Here is a 16,356-nt window from a genome sequence, read left to right as displayed (position 1 = left end):
TTTCAGCCGGGGTCTGCCGCCAATTGCTCCAGGAGCTCGGCAAACGCGAGGGCAGCCAGCTCCCCGCCCGGAGGGGCCACCACCTGCACCGACAGTGGAAGGCCCTCGGCGGACAGCCCCACCGGAAGCGACACCACGGGGCATCCCGTGAGTGTCACCGCCCGGCACGGGCCCATGATCTCCCATCCCTGCAGCTGCTCGCCGTCGACATCCAGCGTGCCGTCCACCCGGGCGGCGGGACCGCCGGCTACGGGAAGCAGGGCGATGTCAACGGACTCGAGCTGCCTGATGGCGCCGGCGCGGGCTGCGTCCGCAGCCAGGCGTGCCCGGGCGGTTTCCCCGGGCGACGCTGCCAGCGATTTTTTGATGGTCTGCAGGTTGGCGCCGGTAATGGCATCCTCCCTGCCGGCAACCGCGGCGGCGTGGTCCACCATGGGGTCCAGTTCGCGCAGCCGGTTGTAGGTGGGCAGGCAGTCGGCAAAAAGATCCGGCTGTTCCGTGGCCAGATGGCCCGCCGCGGCGATGGCAGCAGCCAGCCGCGCCATGACCTCGGTGACCTCCGTGCGGACCGGGCCGAACACCCGGCCATCGCTCCACGCAACCCGGATGGGCTCCTGCAGCGTGGGCAGCGGCTCCGCAGGCGCACCGGCCATCACGGTGTACGCCGCCCGGAGGTCACGGACGGAACGGGCCAGCGGGCCCACCGTCTGGAAGGACCCCTGCATGCCGGGGCTCACGGCCGGGAGCACGCCGTCGTCCCCGAAGTTGCCATCAAGGCCCGGTACCTGCCCCTCGCCGGGGATCGCACCGATTCCGGGCCGCAGGGCAGCGATGCCCACGCACTGCGCGGGCCACCTAAGTGACCCGCCGAAGTCTGTTCCTACGCCCAGCGCAGAGATGCCTGCCGCGACCGAGGCGGCCTCACCGCCGCTGGATCCGCCGGGGGTGGCGTCCGGATAGCGCGGATTGCCCGTCCTGCCCAGCAGCGGGCTCTCACAGGTCATGCCGAAGGCGAATTCGGGGCAGTTGGTCTTGCCCACCAGGATGGCGTCAGCGTCCAGGAGCCGCTGAACCGCGGGGGCGGTGGTGTTTGCCCTGGTGGTGGCGAAAGCCTTGCTGGCGGCCGTGACGGGAAGCCCTGCCACCGCAATTACGTCCTTGACGCTGAACGGGATCCCGGCCAGCGCGCCCAGTGTCCCGCCCGCGGCCCGGCGGGCATCGAGGGCTGCAGCGGCCCGTTCGGCGCCATCCCAGTCTTCGCTGATGAAGGCGTTGAGGTCCTTGCCCTGCCCGGAGCCGGCACGGACGCGGGCTTCGGCGAGGACAGCGACGGCGGATGTCCTGCCGGTGCGGACAGCCTCGGCGATGGCCGTCGCGTCCGCGATTCCGGAGTTCAGTTGTGCAAGCAGTGAGCCGCTCATTCCCCGGCCGCCTTCTTGGCCGCCGAGCCCTGCCGTGCGAGGTAGTCGCGCTCGCCGTGCTCCTCGAACTCGCGCCGGATCCGGTCTGCGTCCCCCGAGCGGAGGCACTCCAGCAGCTCGGCGTGCCTGTCGCACCCCTTGGACAGGTCGCCCTTGGACCGTTCCTCGTTCAGCACATTGGCCGCCATGGAGACCTGCATCTGCACCATGAGGGAGCGGTAGGTGTCGCTGAGCCTGCGGTGGCCGGCCGCATCAACCAGTGCGGTATGGAAGTCGATGTTTGCCTGGACCACAGCGGGCCGGTCGCCGCGCCTTGCTGCTGCCCGCATGGCCTTCATGATCGGGTCAAGCGATGAGTATGCGCCAGGGTCCTCCCGGGCCAGGAGGCGGTCCAGGGCGAACATCTCCAGTGCGCGCCGGAGCGAGTAGATCTCGTCAATGTCGGTGTCCGTCATGGACACCACGCGGTATCCGCGCCTCGGCGACTGCTCAAGCAGGCCCTCGCTTTCGAGGGTCCGCAGGGCTTCACGCAGTGGAGGACGGGAAATGCCCAGCTTTTCGGCGAGGGGAGGTTCGTTCAGCTTGTCGCCGGGCACCAGTTCGCCACTGACAATCAGCTGTCGGATCTCCCTGGCGGCCAGTGAAACGAGGCTCTCTTGCTGGATCATGCATCAAGACTACTGTCTACATTTTTCCGGCCGCTTGTTCGGCGCTGAGTTTACGTAGGGTTTACACAAGGAGCCGTTTCGTAAAAATGTCTACAGTATTCTTATCCTTGCTGCCGACGTAAGGATGACTGTTCGATGGGAAAAATACGGGCACGTTCCGGTTCGGTGCGCCGAAGATTCGGATGGGCTGATCCCTTTGTGCTGCTGCTTCTGGCCACTCTTGCAGCAGCCGCGCTGTGGCCGCCCCACGGCTGGGTGGGCCCGGTGCTCTCCACCGCTGCCGGGATCGCCGTTGGTTTGCAATTCTTCATCAGCGGGTTGAGGCTACCGCCGTCGGCTGCGCTCCAGGGAGTGAAGGCCTGGCGGCCGCACCTCGTCATTGTCGCGTTTTCCTTTGCCGCCTTTCCGCTGCTTGGACTCGGCGTGGCTGCCGGTTCCTCGTGGCTTCTTTCGCGCGAACTCATAGCCGGGCTGCTGTTTTTGACCATGCTCCCCACGGCGGTGCAGACCGCCACCACCTTCACCGGCATCGCCGGGGGAAATACGGCGTTGGCCGTGTGTGCCGCCTCGATCTCCAACCTTTTGGGGGTGGTGGCCACACCACTCCTGGCTGCCTTGGTATTGGGTTCCTTCGGCGGCCTGCATGCGGACGCGGTGTTCAAGATCGCGCTGCAAATCATTGCGCCGTTCGTGGCGGGGCAGCTGCTTCATAAACCGTTGGCGCGGTGGACCGTCCGCCGGGCTAAAACGCTGAAGGTGGTAGACCGCAGCGCCATCCTCCTGGTGGTGTATGGAGCCTTCGGGGCGGCTGTGGCCGGTGGTCTGTGGCAGCAGATTCCGCCTGCCCAGCTGGCCGTGGCGGCGGGGATCTGTGCAGCACTGTTGGCGCTCATGCTCTTCGCGACATCTTTGACGGCACGCAGGTTGGGCTTCGGACGTGCTGATGCCACAGCAGTCCTCTTCTGCGGTTCGCAGAAGAGCCTGGCCAGCGGGCTGCCACTCTCGGCCATCCTGTTCCAGGGGCCACTTGCCGGTGTGGTGATCCTGCCGGTCATCATTTACCACGCCATGCAGCTGATCGTGTGCGCGGCCATCGCCCGCCGGTTGGCCAGACGGGCCGAACAGGCCGTTGCCAAGGCCCCGCTCGACGCGTTTGCGTAACCAACTGCCAGCACCGGAACCGGAACCCCACAGAATCGGGGATTTCGGCCGGCAGGCGGCTCAAAAGTCACGCAAACGCGCCGCACAGACGGTCAGCCGCGCGCCTGCAGCCCCGGGACGCCGTCGCGGATCTCGAAGGAGGCTTTCGTGGAAACCGGTGCGCCCGGCGTCGTGACGTGGTCCAGGACCCGGAAGTCCGCGGTCATGGAGTCCTTGGTGATACGGGTGTTCACGTAGCCGCGGTTGTCGTTGTAGAACTTAAGGTGCGGGTTCCACGCCATCACGGGATCGGTGGTGGAGCCGGTGCCGTCGCCGGTTGAGGTGATGGACGTGCACACCAGCTCGGAGCCGACCACGGGGGAGGCCGGGTCCTTGTAGTCCACCTTGACGTCGTTGGCCCAATTGCGGTGCACGTCGCCGGTGAGGACCACGGCGTTGCGGACGTTCGCGTCCACCCAGCCCTGGGTGATGCGGCGCCGGGATGACACGTACCCGTCCCAGCCGTCCATCGAGACATCGTCCACGTCCAGGGCCTGGGCCCGGTCCCGCTCGGCGAAGAAGACCTGCTGGCCCAGGACGTCCCACCGCTGGGTGGAGTTCCTGAAGCCGTCCAGCAGCCACTTCTCCTGCTCGGCGCCGGTGATGGTGCGGTCCTCCGCCAGGCGCTCCGCCACGTTCTTCTTCCAGCCGTCGCCGGCCAGCTGGTCGTCACGGTACTGGCGGGTGTCCATCATGTGGAAGTTGGCCAGCTGGCCCCACTGGATCTTCCGGTAGATCTTCATGTCCGGCCCGGCCGGCAGGGAGGACGGACGCAGCGGCATGTTCTCGTAGTACGCCTGGAACGCGGCCGCGCGGCGCTGGCGGAAGTGTTCGGTGGTGTCGTTGAGCTGGCCGGCGTCGCTGTTCTCCGGCACTTCGTCGGCCCAGTTGTTGTCCACTTCGTGGTCATCCCAGACCACCGCCCACGGTGCGATGGCGTGCGCGGCCTGCAGGTCGGCGTCGGCCTTGTACTGCGCGTGGCGCTGCCGGTACGTTTCCAGGGCGACGGTCTCGGGGCCCTCGTGGTCGCGCGGGTTGCCGCCGCCGATCACGTAGCTGCCCTTCTTGTACTCGTAGAGGTAGTCGCCCAGGTGCAGCACCAGGTCCGGGTGGTCCTCGGCGAGCCGCCTGTACGCGGTGAAGTAGCCGTGCTCGTACTGCGCGCAACTGGCGAACGCCATGGCCAGCGCGGCGGGCGTCTCGTGCAGCGCGGGGGTGGTGAGCGTGCGGCCCACGGGGCTCAGGTGCCGGCCGGTACGGAACCGGTAGAAGTATTCGCGGCCGGCTTTGAGGCCGCGCAGCTCCACGTGCACCGAGTGCGCGGTCTCGATCCGGGCGTGCTCGACGCCGCGGGCTACTACCCGGCGCATGCCTTCGTCCTCCGCCACTTCCCACTGCACCGCAACGTTGCGGGCGGGCATGCCGCCCAGGCCGTCCTCGGCCACCGGGTTCAGCGCAAGGCGGGTCCAGAGCACGAAGCCGTCCGGCCACGGCTCGCCCGACGCGATGCCGAGCAGGAAGGGGTTGGTGCGGAGGCCGGCGTCGTCAGCGGTGGAAACCGCGACGGCGGCACTCGGCAGGGCGGCGACGATGCCTGCGCCCAGGCCGGCGGAGATCAGGGTTCTGCGGGAAATATTGTCCATGCTTTCGAACCTAGGGAGGCCGGTTGGACAGGTTCCGTGGGGGATGTGAATGGCGGGTTAACTGCGTGACAAGATCAGTCGATTGCTGTCCCGGGGCCGGAAGAGCTGCGCAGGGTCCTTGGACTCTGGCCCCGCCGCCGGCAGCCGGGAAGAGTGGATGCCGACCCCCATCCGGCCTGCCTAAGGAAGCCGCCATGCCCCGCACTTCAGTCATCACCGGCGCCGCATCCGGCATCGGGAAGGCCACGAAGGAACTGCTCGAGGAACGCGGTGAGCGCGTCATCGGCGTTGACCTCCATGACGCCGACGCCGTGGCGGACCTGTCCACGGCAGGCGGCCGTTCCGCAATGGTGGATGCGGTGCGGGACGCCAGCGGCGGCAGCATCGACGCTGTCTACGCGGTGGCCGGGCTCGCCTTGCCGGCCCCCGCGACGGTTGCAGTGAACTTCTTCGGCACCCTGGCAACACTGGACGGACTCCGCCCGCTGCTGGCCGGCTCGGACGCGCCGCGGGCCCTGTTGGTCTCCTCGATGGCTGCCCTCATGGCCAGCGACGACGAGCTCGTGGCGCTGCTGGCCGCCGGCGACGAACCGGCAGCCCTGGCCCGCGCCGAGGTCCTGGCGAAGGAACCGGCCGTCACCGGCGGGCTCATCTACGCGTCCACCAAACTGGCACTCTCCCGCTGGGTCCGCCGGCAGGCTGCCACGCCCGCCTGGGCCGGTGCCGGCATCCCACTGAACGCCGTCTCGCCCGGCATCATCGAAACTCCCATGACGGCGGACCTGATCGATACGGAACAGGAGCGGGAGTCGCTGCTCAAGATGGTCCCCATGCCGCTGAACGGCATCGCCGAACCGATTGTGGTGGCCCGCCTGCTGGCCTGGCTCAACAGTCCCGAAAACACCCACCTCTGCGGGCAGGTGGTGTATGTGGACGGCGGCAGTGACGTGGTGCTGCGCGGCGATTCGGTGTGGTGAAGAGCCGGGGTTCACGCGCCGGCGGCCGCCCGGAAGGCCAGGTATCGGGCATCGCTGTGGCCCACCAGCCGGCCTAGGGCCTCCACTGCCCGCGAATCCGTGGCGCCCATGTCCGTGGAAAGCCACCGCATCAGCAAGGAGGCGTCCCCGCTGGCCCGCACGGCCGATCCCACGGCTAGGTCCAGCTGGTCCCGCAGCAGCTGCACAGCCAGGGCGCCGGACCGGCTGAGCAGGGGAGCGCGGTACGCCTCCAGCGCTTCGGCCACCCGGCCACCACGCAGCAGCCGCAGCACCCGCCCCGAGTCGGAGCGCCCGGCTAACCCCGGGGCCAGCCGGTAGGGGTTGGACTCCACGGCGCCGCCCAGCAGTGACCGCACCCGGAACATTTCGGTCCGGATGGCCTGCGGCGTTCCCGAGTCGCCGTGCAGTTCGTACGCCAGTTCCTCCGCGGACCAGCCCTGCGACCGGGAGTCCAGCAGTGCCAGGATTTCGGCCCGGCGGAGCGTGAGGGCGGTTCGGCTGCCATCGTCGAACACCGCCGCAGCCTTGTCACCCAGCAGTTCAAGGGATGCCACGACGGCGGCGGGTCGGCCAGTCGGCGCTGGCCGCCGGGCGCGGACGGGAGCCGCCGCACCCAGGGAGGCGCCGCCGTCGGACGTCTCCAACATGGCCTCCGCCACGCGGACGGCGCACCGCACCATCCGCAGCGTGTCAGCGCTGATCGTGTCCAGGGGGCCGGAGACATCCAGGACGCCCAGCACCTCGCCGGTGGCAGGGTCCGTGATGGGCGCGGCGGTGCAGGCCCACTCGTGGTGGGTGCGCACTAGGTGCTCGGCGGAAAACAGCTGCACGGCACCGCCGGTTACCAGGGCCTCGCTGATGGCGTTGGTCCCGATGCCCGCCTCGGACCAGTCCGCGCCTTCGGAGAACTCCAGCGTGTCGGCCCGGCGCAGGACCGCGGGGCTGCCCACCCGCCACAGAATTTCGCCGCCGGCGTCGGTGAGGACCAGCAGGTGGCGCCCGTCCCGCGAGTCGTCCGCCAGGAGCTCGTGCAGCGCCGGCATCACCCGCTGCAGCCGGTGCCCGCGCCGCAGTTCCAGCACCTCGGACACATCGTGCAGGTGCCGCGGGCTGTGCTGGTCCGGGCTGATGCCCAGGGCCATGGACCGGTGCCAGGAGTCCACCAGGCTGGACGGGATCTCGGGGCGCGGCACACCGGAGATGACCAGCTCATGCGCGCGCCGCAGCCTCCGCGCATACCGTGCCGGGTCCGAAAACCTCTGACCGTAGTCCACCGTGTCCTCCTCGCCGCCGGCGTCCTTGCCAGTCCGGTGGGCGTGTAACGCACCTGTTACCCCCGCCGCGTTCCACTAGTGATGCAGCTCACGCCCGCCTCAGCATATCGCAGGCACCCCGGCGGGACAGGGCGGCCAAGCACCAACACAAAGGAGTGGAGATGACCGAAACACCCACCGCCGCCGCCAAGGCCTGGCTCGCCGGCCTGGACGAGGCGCTGCAACGGCGCGACGTGGACGCAGCACTTGGGCTCTTCGAGGACGACAGCTACTGGCGGGACTTCGTGGCCTTCACCTGGAACCTCAAAACCCTGGAAGGAAAAGCGGACATCCGGCGCATGCTGGAATCCACGCTGGACCGCGTGCAGCCCACCAACTGGGCGCTCGCCGAGGACGCCACCGGAGACGCGGACACCGCGGAAGCCTGGATCACGTTCGAAACCGGTGACGCCCGTGGCTACGGCCACCTCCGGCTCCGGAACGGCAAATGCTGGACGCTGCTGACCACCATGCAGGAGCTCAAGGGCTTCGAGGAAAAGAAGGGTCCGCGCCGTGAGCAGGGCGTGGCCCACGAGATTGTCCGCGGCCGCCGGTCCTGGAAGGAACTCAAGGAAGAGCGGGAAGCCAGGCTCGGCTACGAGGAGCAGCCTTACTGCGTGATCATCGGCGGCGGCCAGGGCGGGATCGGCCTCGCTGCCCGGCTGAAGCGACTGGGCGTGCCCACCATCATCATCGAAAAGAACCAAAACCCCGGCGACTCCTGGCGCAACCGCTACAAGTCGCTGCACCTGCACGACCCCGTCTGGTACGACCATCTGCCGTACCTGAAGTTCCCGGACGACTGGCCCGTCTTCGCCGCCAAGGACAAGATCGGCGACTGGCTGGAGCACTACACCCGCATCATGGAGCTGAACTACTGGTCCGGCACCGAGTGCGTAGGCGCAGCGTACGACGACGGCACGCAGGAATGGGAGGTCAGCGTCCTTCGCAATGGCGAACCTGTGACGCTCCGACCGAAGCAGCTGATCTTCGCCTTGGGCGTGTCCGGTTACCCGAACATCCCCACGTTCGACGGCGCCGAGAGCTTCCTGGGCGAGCAGCGCCACTCCTCCCAGCACTCCGGCGGCGGGGACTGGACCGGCAAGAAAGCCGTGGTGATCGGCTCCAACAACTCGGCCCACGATATCTGCGCCGACCTCTGGGAGCATGGCGCCGACGTCACCATGGTGCAGCGCTCCTCTACGCACATCGCCCGCAGCGAGTCCCTGATGGACCTTGCCCTGGGGGACTTGTACTCGGAGCGGGCGCTCGCGGCAGGGGTGACTACCGAGAAGGCCGACCTGCTGTTCGCCTCGCTGCCCATGCGCATCCTGCCGGAGGCGCAGGTGCCCGTGTACCAGGAGATGGCATCCCGGGACGCGGAGTTCTACTCGCAGCTGGAGGCCGCCGGGTTCGGCCTGGACTTCGGTGTGGACGGGTCCGGCCTGTTCGTGAAGTACCTGCGGCGCGGCTCCGGCTACTACATTGACGTCGGCGCCTCCCAGCTGATCATCGATGGCAGGGTGAAGCTGAAGACCGGGCAGGTCACCAAGATCACCGGCAACGCGGTGGTGATGGACGACGGCACCGAGCTGGAGGCGGACCTGATTGTCTACGCCACCGGCTACGGCTCCATGAACGGCTGGCTCGCGGACCTGGTCTCGCCCGAGATCGCGGACCAGGTAGGGAAATGCTGGGGATACGGCTCAGACACGCCAAAAGACCCTGGTCCGTGGGAGGGGGAGCTGCGCAATATGTGGAAGCCCACCAACGTGCCGCAGCTCTGGATCCACGGCGGCAACCTGCACCAGAGCCGGCACTACTCCGCCTACCTGGCGCTGCAGCTGAAGGCCCGGATGGAAGGGCTGGACACCCCCGTCTACGAACTGCAGCCCAGCCACCACACCCGCTAGTTCGCGTTCACAGCATGGAGGAATCATGAAGGCAGCACGTTTCCACGCCCGCAGGGACATCCGCATCGAGGACGTCCCGGAGCCGGAGCTGAGGGCAGGGGCGGTGAAGATCGACGTCGCGTGGTGCGGCATCTGCGGAACCGACCTGCACGAGTACCTGGAAGGGCCCATCTTCTGCCCGGCGCCGGGCCACCCGCACCCGCTGTCCCACGAGGAATCCCCGGTGACCCTGGGGCACGAATTCTCCGGGACTGTGTCCGAAGTGGGCGAAGGCGTGGACGGGCTGGCAGTGGGTGACAACGTCGTCGTCGAACCCTACTTCGTGGACAGCGACTGCGACATGTGCCAGGCGGGCAGCTACCACTTGTGCCGGCAGATGGGTTTCATCGGGCTGTCCGGCGGCGGGGGAGGGCTGAGCGAGAAGATCGTGGTGGACCAGCGCTGGGTGCACCCCATCGGGAGCATTCCGCTGGATGAGGCGGCGCTGATCGAGCCGCTGTCCGTGGCCCACCATGCGGTGGCGCGCAGCGGCGTGAAGGAAGGCGACGTTGCCCTGGTGGGTGGCTCCGGTCCCATCGGTCTGCTCGCGGCGGCGGTCCTCAAAGGCATGGGGGTGACCACGATCATCAGCGAGCTCACCCAGGCCCGCAAGGAGAAAGCCACTTCCAGCGGGGTGGCGGACCATGTGCTGGACCCCAGCAAGGAGGACGTACCGGCCCGGGTGCGGGAGCTCACCGGCGGCGCCGGGGCTGATGTCGCGTTCGAATGCGCGGGTGTGAACGCGGTGCTGGACACCATGCTCGACGCAGTCCGGCCCGGCGCGGTGGTGGTGAATGTGTCCATCTGGGGTGCACCCGCCACCATCGACATGCAGAAGCTGGTGCTCAAGGAAATCGACCTGCGCGGCACCATCGCGTACGTCCGGGACCACCCGGCCGTCATCAGGATGGTGCAGGAGGGCAAGGTGGATCTCAAGCCGTTCATTACCGGCCGGATCGCCCTGGAGGACCTGGTGGAGCAGGGCTTCGACACCCTCATCAACCACAAGGACACGGCGGTGAAGGTGCTGGTGCACCCGTAGTAGTGTGTGCCGCCGGACTTTAGTCCCTGTTGTGGAGTAACCCTCCGGCGTAGCTTGAATGTGGGTCCCGCACTCCGCGGGCCCACATTCAAGGGGGCATCATGACCAGGCCCAGGCATCCGGTTCTTGGCATTCTGGGGCTCAGCGGCCTGATAGTGCTCACAGGCTGCTCCGGCCCTCCCGCCCCGACGCCCACGGGCAGTTCCGCCGCGCCAGCCCCCACCGCGAGCGCTTCCGGCACCACGGTTCCAAGCACGACGGCGACCCCCACCACCGCGCCCACCACGACTTCGCCGGCCAGCACCTCGGCCGCGCCCACCACCAGCGCCGCCGCGCCGCCGTCGTCCGCCCCCGCCAGCCAGCCTGCGACGGAGGAACCGCAACCCACCGGCCTGCCAGAACAAACGGGACCGCTGACCGTGTACTACGTGGCCGTTGGCGACAACGGCACGTCCGGGCCCCTCATCGGCTGCGGCGACAGCCTGGTGGCCACCACCACCGCACCGGTCACGTACACGGATCAGGTGGGCCCCAGCGTGGGAACGCTCCTTGCCAACAAGAGCCGCGACGTGGGACTGTCCGGCCTGGTCAACGCGCTGTACCAGTCGAACCTGACGTATGTGGCCGGTGAACTGACGGGCAGCACCATCACCATCTGGCTGACCGGGCAGTTCATGCTGGGCGGCGTGTGCGACATCCCCCGCGCCAAGGCACAGCTGGAATACACAGCCATGGCAGCCTCCGCAGCCACCAGTGCACAGGTGTTCGTCAACGGCCGCCCCATCGACGAGGTGCTGAGCCTGAAGTAGCGCGCCCGGCTTCGCGCACGTACCGCCGGGGGGGCTTTGTGCCCTACCCGCTGCTTCCGGCCGGAGCCTAGCCTGAAGGCAGCAGCGGCACACTGTCGCCTGCCATGACCCGGGAGGCAGGCGGTGAAATCGGCTAACGCGAGCATTATCGCCGGCATCGTCCTGATGATGCTGGGTGTCCTGCTGATGCTGGACCGGGTGGGCGTGCTCAACAGCGGGGCGATTGTTGCGCCGCTGGTGTTCGCTGCCGCCGGTGTCCTGTTCCTGTCCGTCTTCGTCCGACGCCGGGAGCACTGGTGGGCGGCCATCCCCGGTTCCGTCTTCCTGGGCCTCGCCGCGGTGGTCACCTCCGCCGAACTCACCGGCAGCGGCGCGTCCGCGGGCTTCCTGTTCCTCTTCATGGGGGCGGGCTTCGCCGCTGTCTACATCCGCGTCCCGGACAACTGGTGGGCCATCATCCCGGCCGGCGTGATGCTGACGCTGGCCGTGATTGCGGCCCTGCCGCCGGCGTTCCAGGGCACACTAGTTGCCGCCGTGCTGTTCCTGGGCCTGGCGGCCACCTTCGGGGTGCTGACCTTGATTCCGGTGCCTGGTTTCGATGGTGCCAACAACGGGACCAGCTCAGGCACCGGCCACCTCAAGTGGCCACTGATCCCGGCCGGGGTCCTCGCGGTACTCGGCGTAATCATGGCCCTCCAGGCGTCGGCGCTCCTGATCCCGATGGACTTCGCCGTTCCCGCGGTGATGATCGCAGCCGGGATTGCGCTGGTGGTGTACGCGTTCCTCGCCCGGACCGGCAAGCGCCACAAGGTCCACGGCCCCGGCTAGCCGGCAGGCGGGCTGACCGGGCCGCGAGGCAAACCCGGCTAGTTGGAACGCGACGCCAGGTGTTCCGCCACGTATTCGGCGTCCGGGCCCACGCCGGGCAGCGTCGCCGAGATGTGCATGGTCAGCCAGGGGAGGCCGACGGCGTACAGGCCCGGGTGCTCCGTCACGCCGCGCAGGTGGCGGGGGTAGTTCCACTCATCCAGGAGGGCAAGGGACGGATCCAGCATGCTGAAATCCAACCCATAGCCGGTGCACCAGACCACTGACGTGATGCCCTCCGCCGCCAGGTCCAGCCGGGCGCCGGACTCGGACGGCAACCAGCCGTCCGGCTCGGGGATTTCGGCTGGCGGGGCGTCGATGCCGGCAGCTTTGATGTACGCGTCTGACAGGCGGCCCAGCCGCTGGCGGAATCCGGCCTCCACCAGCGTGAGGCGCTCGGCGAGGTCGTCCGTGAAGACGGGACCGCCGTGGTGCATTCCCTCGAAGCGGCCGTGCAGGCGGACGCCCCTGCGGCCCAGGGAGCGCAGGCGGATGCTGCGGCCGCCGCCGTTGCCGGACAGCAGCGGATTGCACATGAACCGGCCGGCGGGGGACGGGAGCTGGTCCACCTGCAGGGCGTTGATGCCGTACTCCGGCCCGTGCACGTTCACCTGCATGATCCAGTGGAAGACGTCCTTGCCGCGGTACCGCCGGGGCGCCTCCGGGCAGGACGAGACGGACAGGTGCACCGTCCGGCCGGCGTCCAGCAGGTCCTCGGTGATCTGCCCGCCGGACTGCCCCGTCCCCACCACCAGCACCGCACCGTCCGGCAGTTGGGCGGGATTGCGGTAGTCGTGGCTGTGCAGCTGCAGCACGTCCGCGGAGATTCCGACGGCGGCTGGCGGGATCCGCGGCCGCTGGAACGCGCCGCTGGCCAGGACGACGTTGCGGGCAGCCCACGCGCCGCGGTCTGTTTCCACCGTGAACCCGCCGTCCGACGGTGAGATCCGGGTTACAGCGGTATCCAGCTCCACCGGCGCCGCGATGTCCTCCGCGTAGCCCCGCAACCAGCCGATGGTGGCGTCCCGCGGCTGGAACCCGTCCGGCTTGGACCCGGAATAGGCCTTGCCGGGCAGGTCAAGGGAGAAGTTGGGGGTGTTCAGGAAGAAGGAATCCCACCGGTCCTGCCATGCCCCGCCCAGCGCCGGCCGCCGCTCCAGCAGCCGGTGCTCCACCCCGTGCTGGCTGAGCCAGTAGCTGGTGGCCAGGCCGGCCTGCCCGGCACCCACTATGACTTTGTTGGTTTCCTGCCGGGAGGCTGCGGGGGAGGACATGGCTACTTCGCGGCTGCCCGCGGGGTGCCGGATCTTGGCGCCCTGGCCTTCGGCTCCTTCGGCTCCTTCGGCTCCTTTGGCTGCTTGGGCGGCAGCGTGGCGATGTAGGCCAGGGCTTTTTCGGCCCAGGCCCTGGCGCGGGTGTCGTCGCCGTCGCCCTCTTCGTTCCAGACCTCCGGCAGGCCGGTGTACCCGCCCATCGGCCGTTCTGCGGGGCCAAACGGTACGGTCCGCTCGGAGGATTCCAGGATGGCCCGGTCCGCGTCGGAGAGTTTCACGCCGATGGTGGATCCGAACAGGCCCGCGAACATGTTGCCGTTGATGAACGCGCCCAGGTTGCCGAACATCGGCTTCACCACCACCTCGGGATGGTCAGGCACCACACGCCGGAACCGTTCCTTGTCCTGCTCGGACGCCTTGGGCATGTCCATGGATGTCATCTCCCGGGGAAGTGGACTGGATCTGGATGCAGGATATGCCTATTCGCTGTTGCGGTCGAGGGTCCGCCGGACCTGGCCGCGGCCGGTTGCCGGGTGTGCTCACGCCCGCAGAAAATCCGCCCCTGAACAGGTCAAATATTTAGCGGCGGTGCTATACCTAACCTAGGGCAACTAATTTTGATGCGGTCCGGGGAGCTGCGGGAACCCGGGATGTGCCGGGGTTGGGAGGCAAGGGTGCCGGATACGCCAGCCACCGCCCCGCGCCGGTTCCTGACCCTGGGCCTCGCCGCTTTCGCCATCTGCTTCCTTGCAGGCTGCAGCGGTGGCATCAGTGAATCTGTTTCCACCGCCGCGAAGGACAGTTCGTCCGCCGTGGCCACCGCCCGCCTGGCCCTCAAACAGGACATGGACGGCAAGCTGACCCGCGCCGCCACCGCCACCACACTGGATGACGCCCAAAAGGAGGTTGAAACCAGCCGCAGCACCGTGCAGAAACTCTCGCCCGCCACCCCGGCGGACCGCGATACCCAGCGGCAGGCACTCGACGTCCTGGACCGGTGTGCGGCCGGCTTCTTCACGGCACGCGCCGCCGTATCCGCGGACGACGGCGGGGCGGCGCCTTCCACGGCAGACGGTGACCGGGCGCTCGCCGCCGCGCAGGACGCCCTGGAGCAGCTCAGCCATAAGGTGGGGTCACGGTGAAGCGGCTGCTCGGCGTCGCGCTCGGCGTCCTCACCGCCATAGGCGGCTTCGTGGACATTGGGGACCTGGTGACCAACGCCGTGGTGGGCTCGCGCTTTGGCTTGTCCCTGGTGTGGGTGGTGGGCGTTGGGGTGCTGGGGATCTGCCTGTTCGCCAATATGTCCGGGCGTGTGGCGGCGGCGTCCGGCCGGGCAACCTTCGAGGTGATCCGTGAGCGGCTGGGGCCGCGGGCCGGGCTCGCCAACCTGTCGGCGTCGTTCCTGATCAACCTCATGACCGTCACGGCTGAGATCGGCGGCGTGGCCCTGGCGCTGCAACTGGCCAGCAGCGTGCACTACCTGCTCTGGATTCCGGTGGCGGCCGTGGCCGTATGGCTGGTGATCTGGCGGGTGAAGTTCTCCATCATGGAAAACGTCACCGGCCTGCTGGGGCTGACCCTGATCGTGTTTGCGGTGGCGCTGTTCCTGCTCAAGCCGGACTGGGGTGTCCTCGCCGGGCAGGCCCTGGCGCCGGCCGTGCCGGCGGAAGAAACCGCGCCCACGTACTGGTACTTCGCCATCGCCCTGTTCGGCGCGGCCATGACCCCCTATGAGGTGTTCTTCTTTTCCTCCGGCGCTGTGGAGGAAGGGTGGACGGTGAAGGACCTGGTCCAGTCCCGAATCAATGTCCTGGTTGGCTTCCCGCTCGGCGGCCTGCTGTCCGTGGCCATCGCCGGGTGCGCCGCCGTAGTCCTGCTTCCGGCCGGTATCTCCGTCACCTCGCTGTCCCAGGTGATCCTGCCCGTGGCCGAAGGCGCCGGAAAGCTCGGACTGGCTTTCGTCCTGGTGGGCGTGGTGGCCGCGACCTTCGGCGCCGCGCTGGAGACCACGCTCTCCAGCGGCTACACCCTCGCCCAGTTCTTCGGCTGGTCCTGGGGCAAGTTCCGCAGGCCGGCCCAGGCAGCCCGGTTCCACCTGGCCATGATCATCTGCATGCTGGTGGGCATTGGCGTGCTGGCCACCGGGGTGGATCCGGTGCTGGTGACAGAATATTCCGTGGTGTTTTCAGCCATCGCCCTGCCGCTGACGTACCTGCCCATCCTCATCGTCTCCAACGATCCGCAGTACATGGGTAAACACGTCAACGGGCGAGCCGTGAATGTTCTTGCCATGGTCTACCTGGTGATCATCCTGGTGGCCTCCGTGGCTGCCATACCCCTCATGATCGTGACGGGAGCCGGAGCATGACATCCCCGGACCTGGTCCCGCTGCCGCCCACGCCGGGGCGGATCCTGGACGCACAGCTGCACCTGCTGGACCGGCAGGTGCTGGACCACGACGGCGTCCCTGTCACCACCGTGGACGACCTCGAGCTGAGCGGGCCGGACATCGGCGCGGAGATTCCGCAGGGCACCCCGGCGCCGCTGCTCGACGCCCTGCTGACCGGGCCGGTGCTGGGCACTCGCATCTTCGGCGGCAGGCCGCCGCAGTCCCGGCTGATCCGGATCCCTTGGAAGGACGTGGCGGACGTCGGCGTGGTGGTGCGGCTCGGCGTCGGCGGCGAGGGGCTGGACGCCAGTTGGGTGGAGCGGTGGGTGCGGGACAAGATCATCGCCCGCATCCCGGGAGGCCGCCATGATCCTCGGTGACCTGCTGGGCATCCCGGTCCTGGACTCCGGCGGCGGCCGGCTGGGTAAAGCAGCCGATGTCCGGTTCGTGCTGGACGGCGCCCCGCACCAGCTGATGTCCAACGCTCGGATGCTGGGGATCGTGGTCAGCCCGCACAGCGCGGCGTCGTTCCTGGGCTACGAGCGGACCAACCTCACGCAGCCCTGGCCGCTGGCGCGCCTGCTGCGGTGGCGGCACCGGGGGTCCTTCCTGGTGCTGTGGGAAGACATCGCGCTGATAGGGAAGGAATCGGTACGGCTCCGCCCCGGTTTCACCCGCTACAGTCCTGCGCTGGAGGACCCTGACCAGCGGCGTTAGGCAAGTCGCCGATGCCCTGGTTCGGCTGCGCCGGAAAATCCTGTAGTGTGGTACATGTTGTTG

Annotated in this window: 16 protein-coding genes; 10 read left to right on the top strand and 6 right to left on the bottom strand. The window is 68.4% G+C overall.

The window, feature by feature from the left end; all coding sequences use genetic code 11:
- Positions 1-2: 2 nt before the first annotated feature.
- Positions 3-1,421 carry an amidase gene (locus AC1DBN_RS16390; RefSeq protein ID WP_477723664.1) on the bottom strand — a complete coding sequence of 473 codons (1,419 nt, stop codon included), beginning with the start codon at positions 1,419-1,421 and terminating at the stop codon, positions 3-5.
- Entirely contained in the window at positions 1,418-2,089 is a 672-nt protein-coding gene (locus AC1DBN_RS16385) for a GntR family transcriptional regulator (protein ID WP_477723663.1), read from the bottom strand. The genes AC1DBN_RS16390 and AC1DBN_RS16385 overlap by 4 nt, the downstream gene beginning before the upstream one ends.
- A 198-nt stretch (positions 2,090-2,287) precedes the next feature.
- On the opposite strand from AC1DBN_RS16385, the gene AC1DBN_RS16380 reads away from it, so the two are divergent.
- Entirely contained in the window at positions 2,288-3,250 is a 963-nt protein-coding gene (locus tag AC1DBN_RS16380; protein WP_477723662.1) for a bile acid:sodium symporter family protein, read from the top strand.
- Between the two features lie 92 nt (positions 3,251-3,342).
- Here AC1DBN_RS16380 and AC1DBN_RS16375 read toward each other — a convergent pair whose 3' ends face one another.
- The gene (locus tag AC1DBN_RS16375; protein WP_477723661.1) at positions 3,343-4,932 is read right to left on the bottom strand and encodes an alkaline phosphatase D family protein; all 1,590 of its coding nucleotides are present in this window, start codon (positions 4,930-4,932) and stop codon (positions 3,343-3,345) included.
- A 194-nt stretch (positions 4,933-5,126) separates the two neighbouring features.
- Here AC1DBN_RS16375 and AC1DBN_RS16370 point away from each other — a divergent pair, with 194 nt between their 5' ends.
- Complete coding sequence (locus AC1DBN_RS16370) at positions 5,127-5,909, top strand: SDR family oxidoreductase (RefSeq protein WP_477723660.1); 783 nt, start codon at positions 5,127-5,129, stop codon at positions 5,907-5,909.
- 11 nt (positions 5,910-5,920) lie between these two features.
- Here the strand turns inward: AC1DBN_RS16370 and AC1DBN_RS16365 are convergent, their stop codons facing one another.
- A complete protein-coding gene (locus tag AC1DBN_RS16365; RefSeq protein ID WP_477723659.1) occupies positions 5,921-7,204 on the bottom strand; it encodes a GAF domain-containing protein in 1,284 nt (427 codons plus the stop codon).
- A gap of 161 nt (positions 7,205-7,365) precedes the next feature.
- Between AC1DBN_RS16365 and AC1DBN_RS16360 the strand changes: the two genes are divergently transcribed.
- From AC1DBN_RS16360 to AC1DBN_RS16345, 4 genes are all read left to right on the top strand, one after another.
- The gene (locus AC1DBN_RS16360; protein ID WP_477723658.1) at positions 7,366-9,156 is read left to right on the top strand and encodes an NAD(P)/FAD-dependent oxidoreductase; all 1,791 of its coding nucleotides are present in this window, start codon (positions 7,366-7,368) and stop codon (positions 9,154-9,156) included.
- 25 nt (positions 9,157-9,181) lie between these two features.
- Positions 9,182-10,237 (top strand): 2,3-butanediol dehydrogenase, encoded by a 1,056-nt coding sequence (locus AC1DBN_RS16355; RefSeq protein ID WP_477723657.1) that lies wholly within the window; start codon positions 9,182-9,184, stop codon positions 10,235-10,237.
- A gap of 101 nt (positions 10,238-10,338) precedes the next feature.
- On the top strand, positions 10,339-11,046 hold the full coding sequence (locus AC1DBN_RS16350; RefSeq protein WP_477723656.1) for a hypothetical protein: 708 nt from the start codon (positions 10,339-10,341) through the stop codon (positions 11,044-11,046).
- 123 nt (positions 11,047-11,169) lie between these two features.
- The gene (locus AC1DBN_RS16345; protein ID WP_477723655.1) at positions 11,170-11,874 is read left to right on the top strand and encodes a hypothetical protein; all 705 of its coding nucleotides are present in this window, start codon (positions 11,170-11,172) and stop codon (positions 11,872-11,874) included.
- 38 nt (positions 11,875-11,912) lie between these two features.
- On the opposite strand, the gene AC1DBN_RS16340 is transcribed toward AC1DBN_RS16345, so the two are convergent.
- Both AC1DBN_RS16340 and AC1DBN_RS16335 read right to left on the bottom strand, forming a co-directional pair.
- On the bottom strand, positions 11,913-13,187 hold the full coding sequence (locus AC1DBN_RS16340) for a flavin-containing monooxygenase (RefSeq protein WP_477723654.1): 1,275 nt from the start codon (positions 13,185-13,187) through the stop codon (positions 11,913-11,915).
- A gap of 2 nt (positions 13,188-13,189) precedes the next feature.
- Positions 13,190-13,618 (bottom strand): TfoX/Sxy family protein, encoded by a 429-nt coding sequence (locus AC1DBN_RS16335; protein ID WP_477723716.1) that lies wholly within the window; start codon positions 13,616-13,618, stop codon positions 13,190-13,192.
- A gap of 243 nt (positions 13,619-13,861) precedes the next feature.
- Here AC1DBN_RS16335 and AC1DBN_RS16330 point away from each other — a divergent pair, with 243 nt between their 5' ends.
- From AC1DBN_RS16330 to AC1DBN_RS16315, 4 genes are read left to right on the top strand one after another with little or no spacing between them, the layout of a single operon-like run.
- Positions 13,862-14,329 carry a hypothetical protein gene (locus AC1DBN_RS16330; RefSeq protein WP_477723653.1) on the top strand — a complete coding sequence of 156 codons (468 nt, stop codon included), beginning with the start codon at positions 13,862-13,864 and terminating at the stop codon, positions 14,327-14,329.
- Positions 14,326-15,555 (top strand): Nramp family divalent metal transporter, encoded by a 1,230-nt coding sequence (locus AC1DBN_RS16325; protein WP_261620073.1) that lies wholly within the window; start codon positions 14,326-14,328, stop codon positions 15,553-15,555. Before AC1DBN_RS16330 ends, AC1DBN_RS16325 begins: the two co-directional genes overlap by 4 nt.
- Positions 15,552-15,956 carry a hypothetical protein gene (locus tag AC1DBN_RS16320; protein WP_314216385.1) on the top strand — a complete coding sequence of 135 codons (405 nt, stop codon included), beginning with the start codon at positions 15,552-15,554 and terminating at the stop codon, positions 15,954-15,956. Before AC1DBN_RS16325 ends, AC1DBN_RS16320 begins: the two co-directional genes overlap by 4 nt.
- Positions 15,943-16,293: a PRC-barrel domain containing protein gene (locus AC1DBN_RS16315; protein ID WP_314216386.1), complete on the top strand. Its 351-nt coding sequence runs from the start codon at positions 15,943-15,945 to the stop codon at positions 16,291-16,293. The genes AC1DBN_RS16320 and AC1DBN_RS16315 overlap by 14 nt, the downstream gene beginning before the upstream one ends.
- Positions 16,294-16,356 lie beyond the last annotated feature (63 nt).

This window comes from Pseudarthrobacter sp. 10T415 (assembly GCF_056394175.1).
This window is presented reverse-complemented; position numbering and strand designations above follow the sequence as displayed.

What these genes read in the sequence shown, in the direction of transcription:
- AC1DBN_RS16335 (WP_477723716.1), bottom strand. Translation starts at nt 13,618, where the DNA reads ATGGACATGCCCAAGGCGTCCGAGCAGGACAAGGAACGGTTCCGGCGT.
- AC1DBN_RS16355 (WP_477723657.1), top strand. Translation starts at nt 9,182, where the DNA reads ATGAAGGCAGCACGTTTCCACGCCCGCAGGGACATCCGCATCGAGGAC.
- AC1DBN_RS16390 (WP_477723664.1), bottom strand. Translation starts at nt 1,421, where the DNA reads ATGAGCGGCTCACTGCTTGCACAACTGAACTCCGGAATCGCGGACGCG.
- AC1DBN_RS16350 (WP_477723656.1), top strand. Translation starts at nt 10,339, where the DNA reads ATGACCAGGCCCAGGCATCCGGTTCTTGGCATTCTGGGGCTCAGCGGC.
- AC1DBN_RS16370 (WP_477723660.1), top strand. Translation starts at nt 5,127, where the DNA reads ATGCCCCGCACTTCAGTCATCACCGGCGCCGCATCCGGCATCGGGAAG.
- AC1DBN_RS16360 (WP_477723658.1), top strand. Translation starts at nt 7,366, where the DNA reads ATGACCGAAACACCCACCGCCGCCGCCAAGGCCTGGCTCGCCGGCCTG.
- AC1DBN_RS16375 (WP_477723661.1), bottom strand. Translation starts at nt 4,932, where the DNA reads ATGGACAATATTTCCCGCAGAACCCTGATCTCCGCCGGCCTGGGCGCA.
- AC1DBN_RS16340 (WP_477723654.1), bottom strand. Translation starts at nt 13,187, where the DNA reads ATGTCCTCCCCCGCAGCCTCCCGGCAGGAAACCAACAAAGTCATAGTG.
- AC1DBN_RS16315 (WP_314216386.1), top strand. Translation starts at nt 15,943, where the DNA reads ATGATCCTCGGTGACCTGCTGGGCATCCCGGTCCTGGACTCCGGCGGC.
- AC1DBN_RS16385 (WP_477723663.1), bottom strand. Translation starts at nt 2,089, where the DNA reads ATGATCCAGCAAGAGAGCCTCGTTTCACTGGCCGCCAGGGAGATCCGA.
- AC1DBN_RS16320 (WP_314216385.1), top strand. Translation starts at nt 15,552, where the DNA reads ATGACATCCCCGGACCTGGTCCCGCTGCCGCCCACGCCGGGGCGGATC.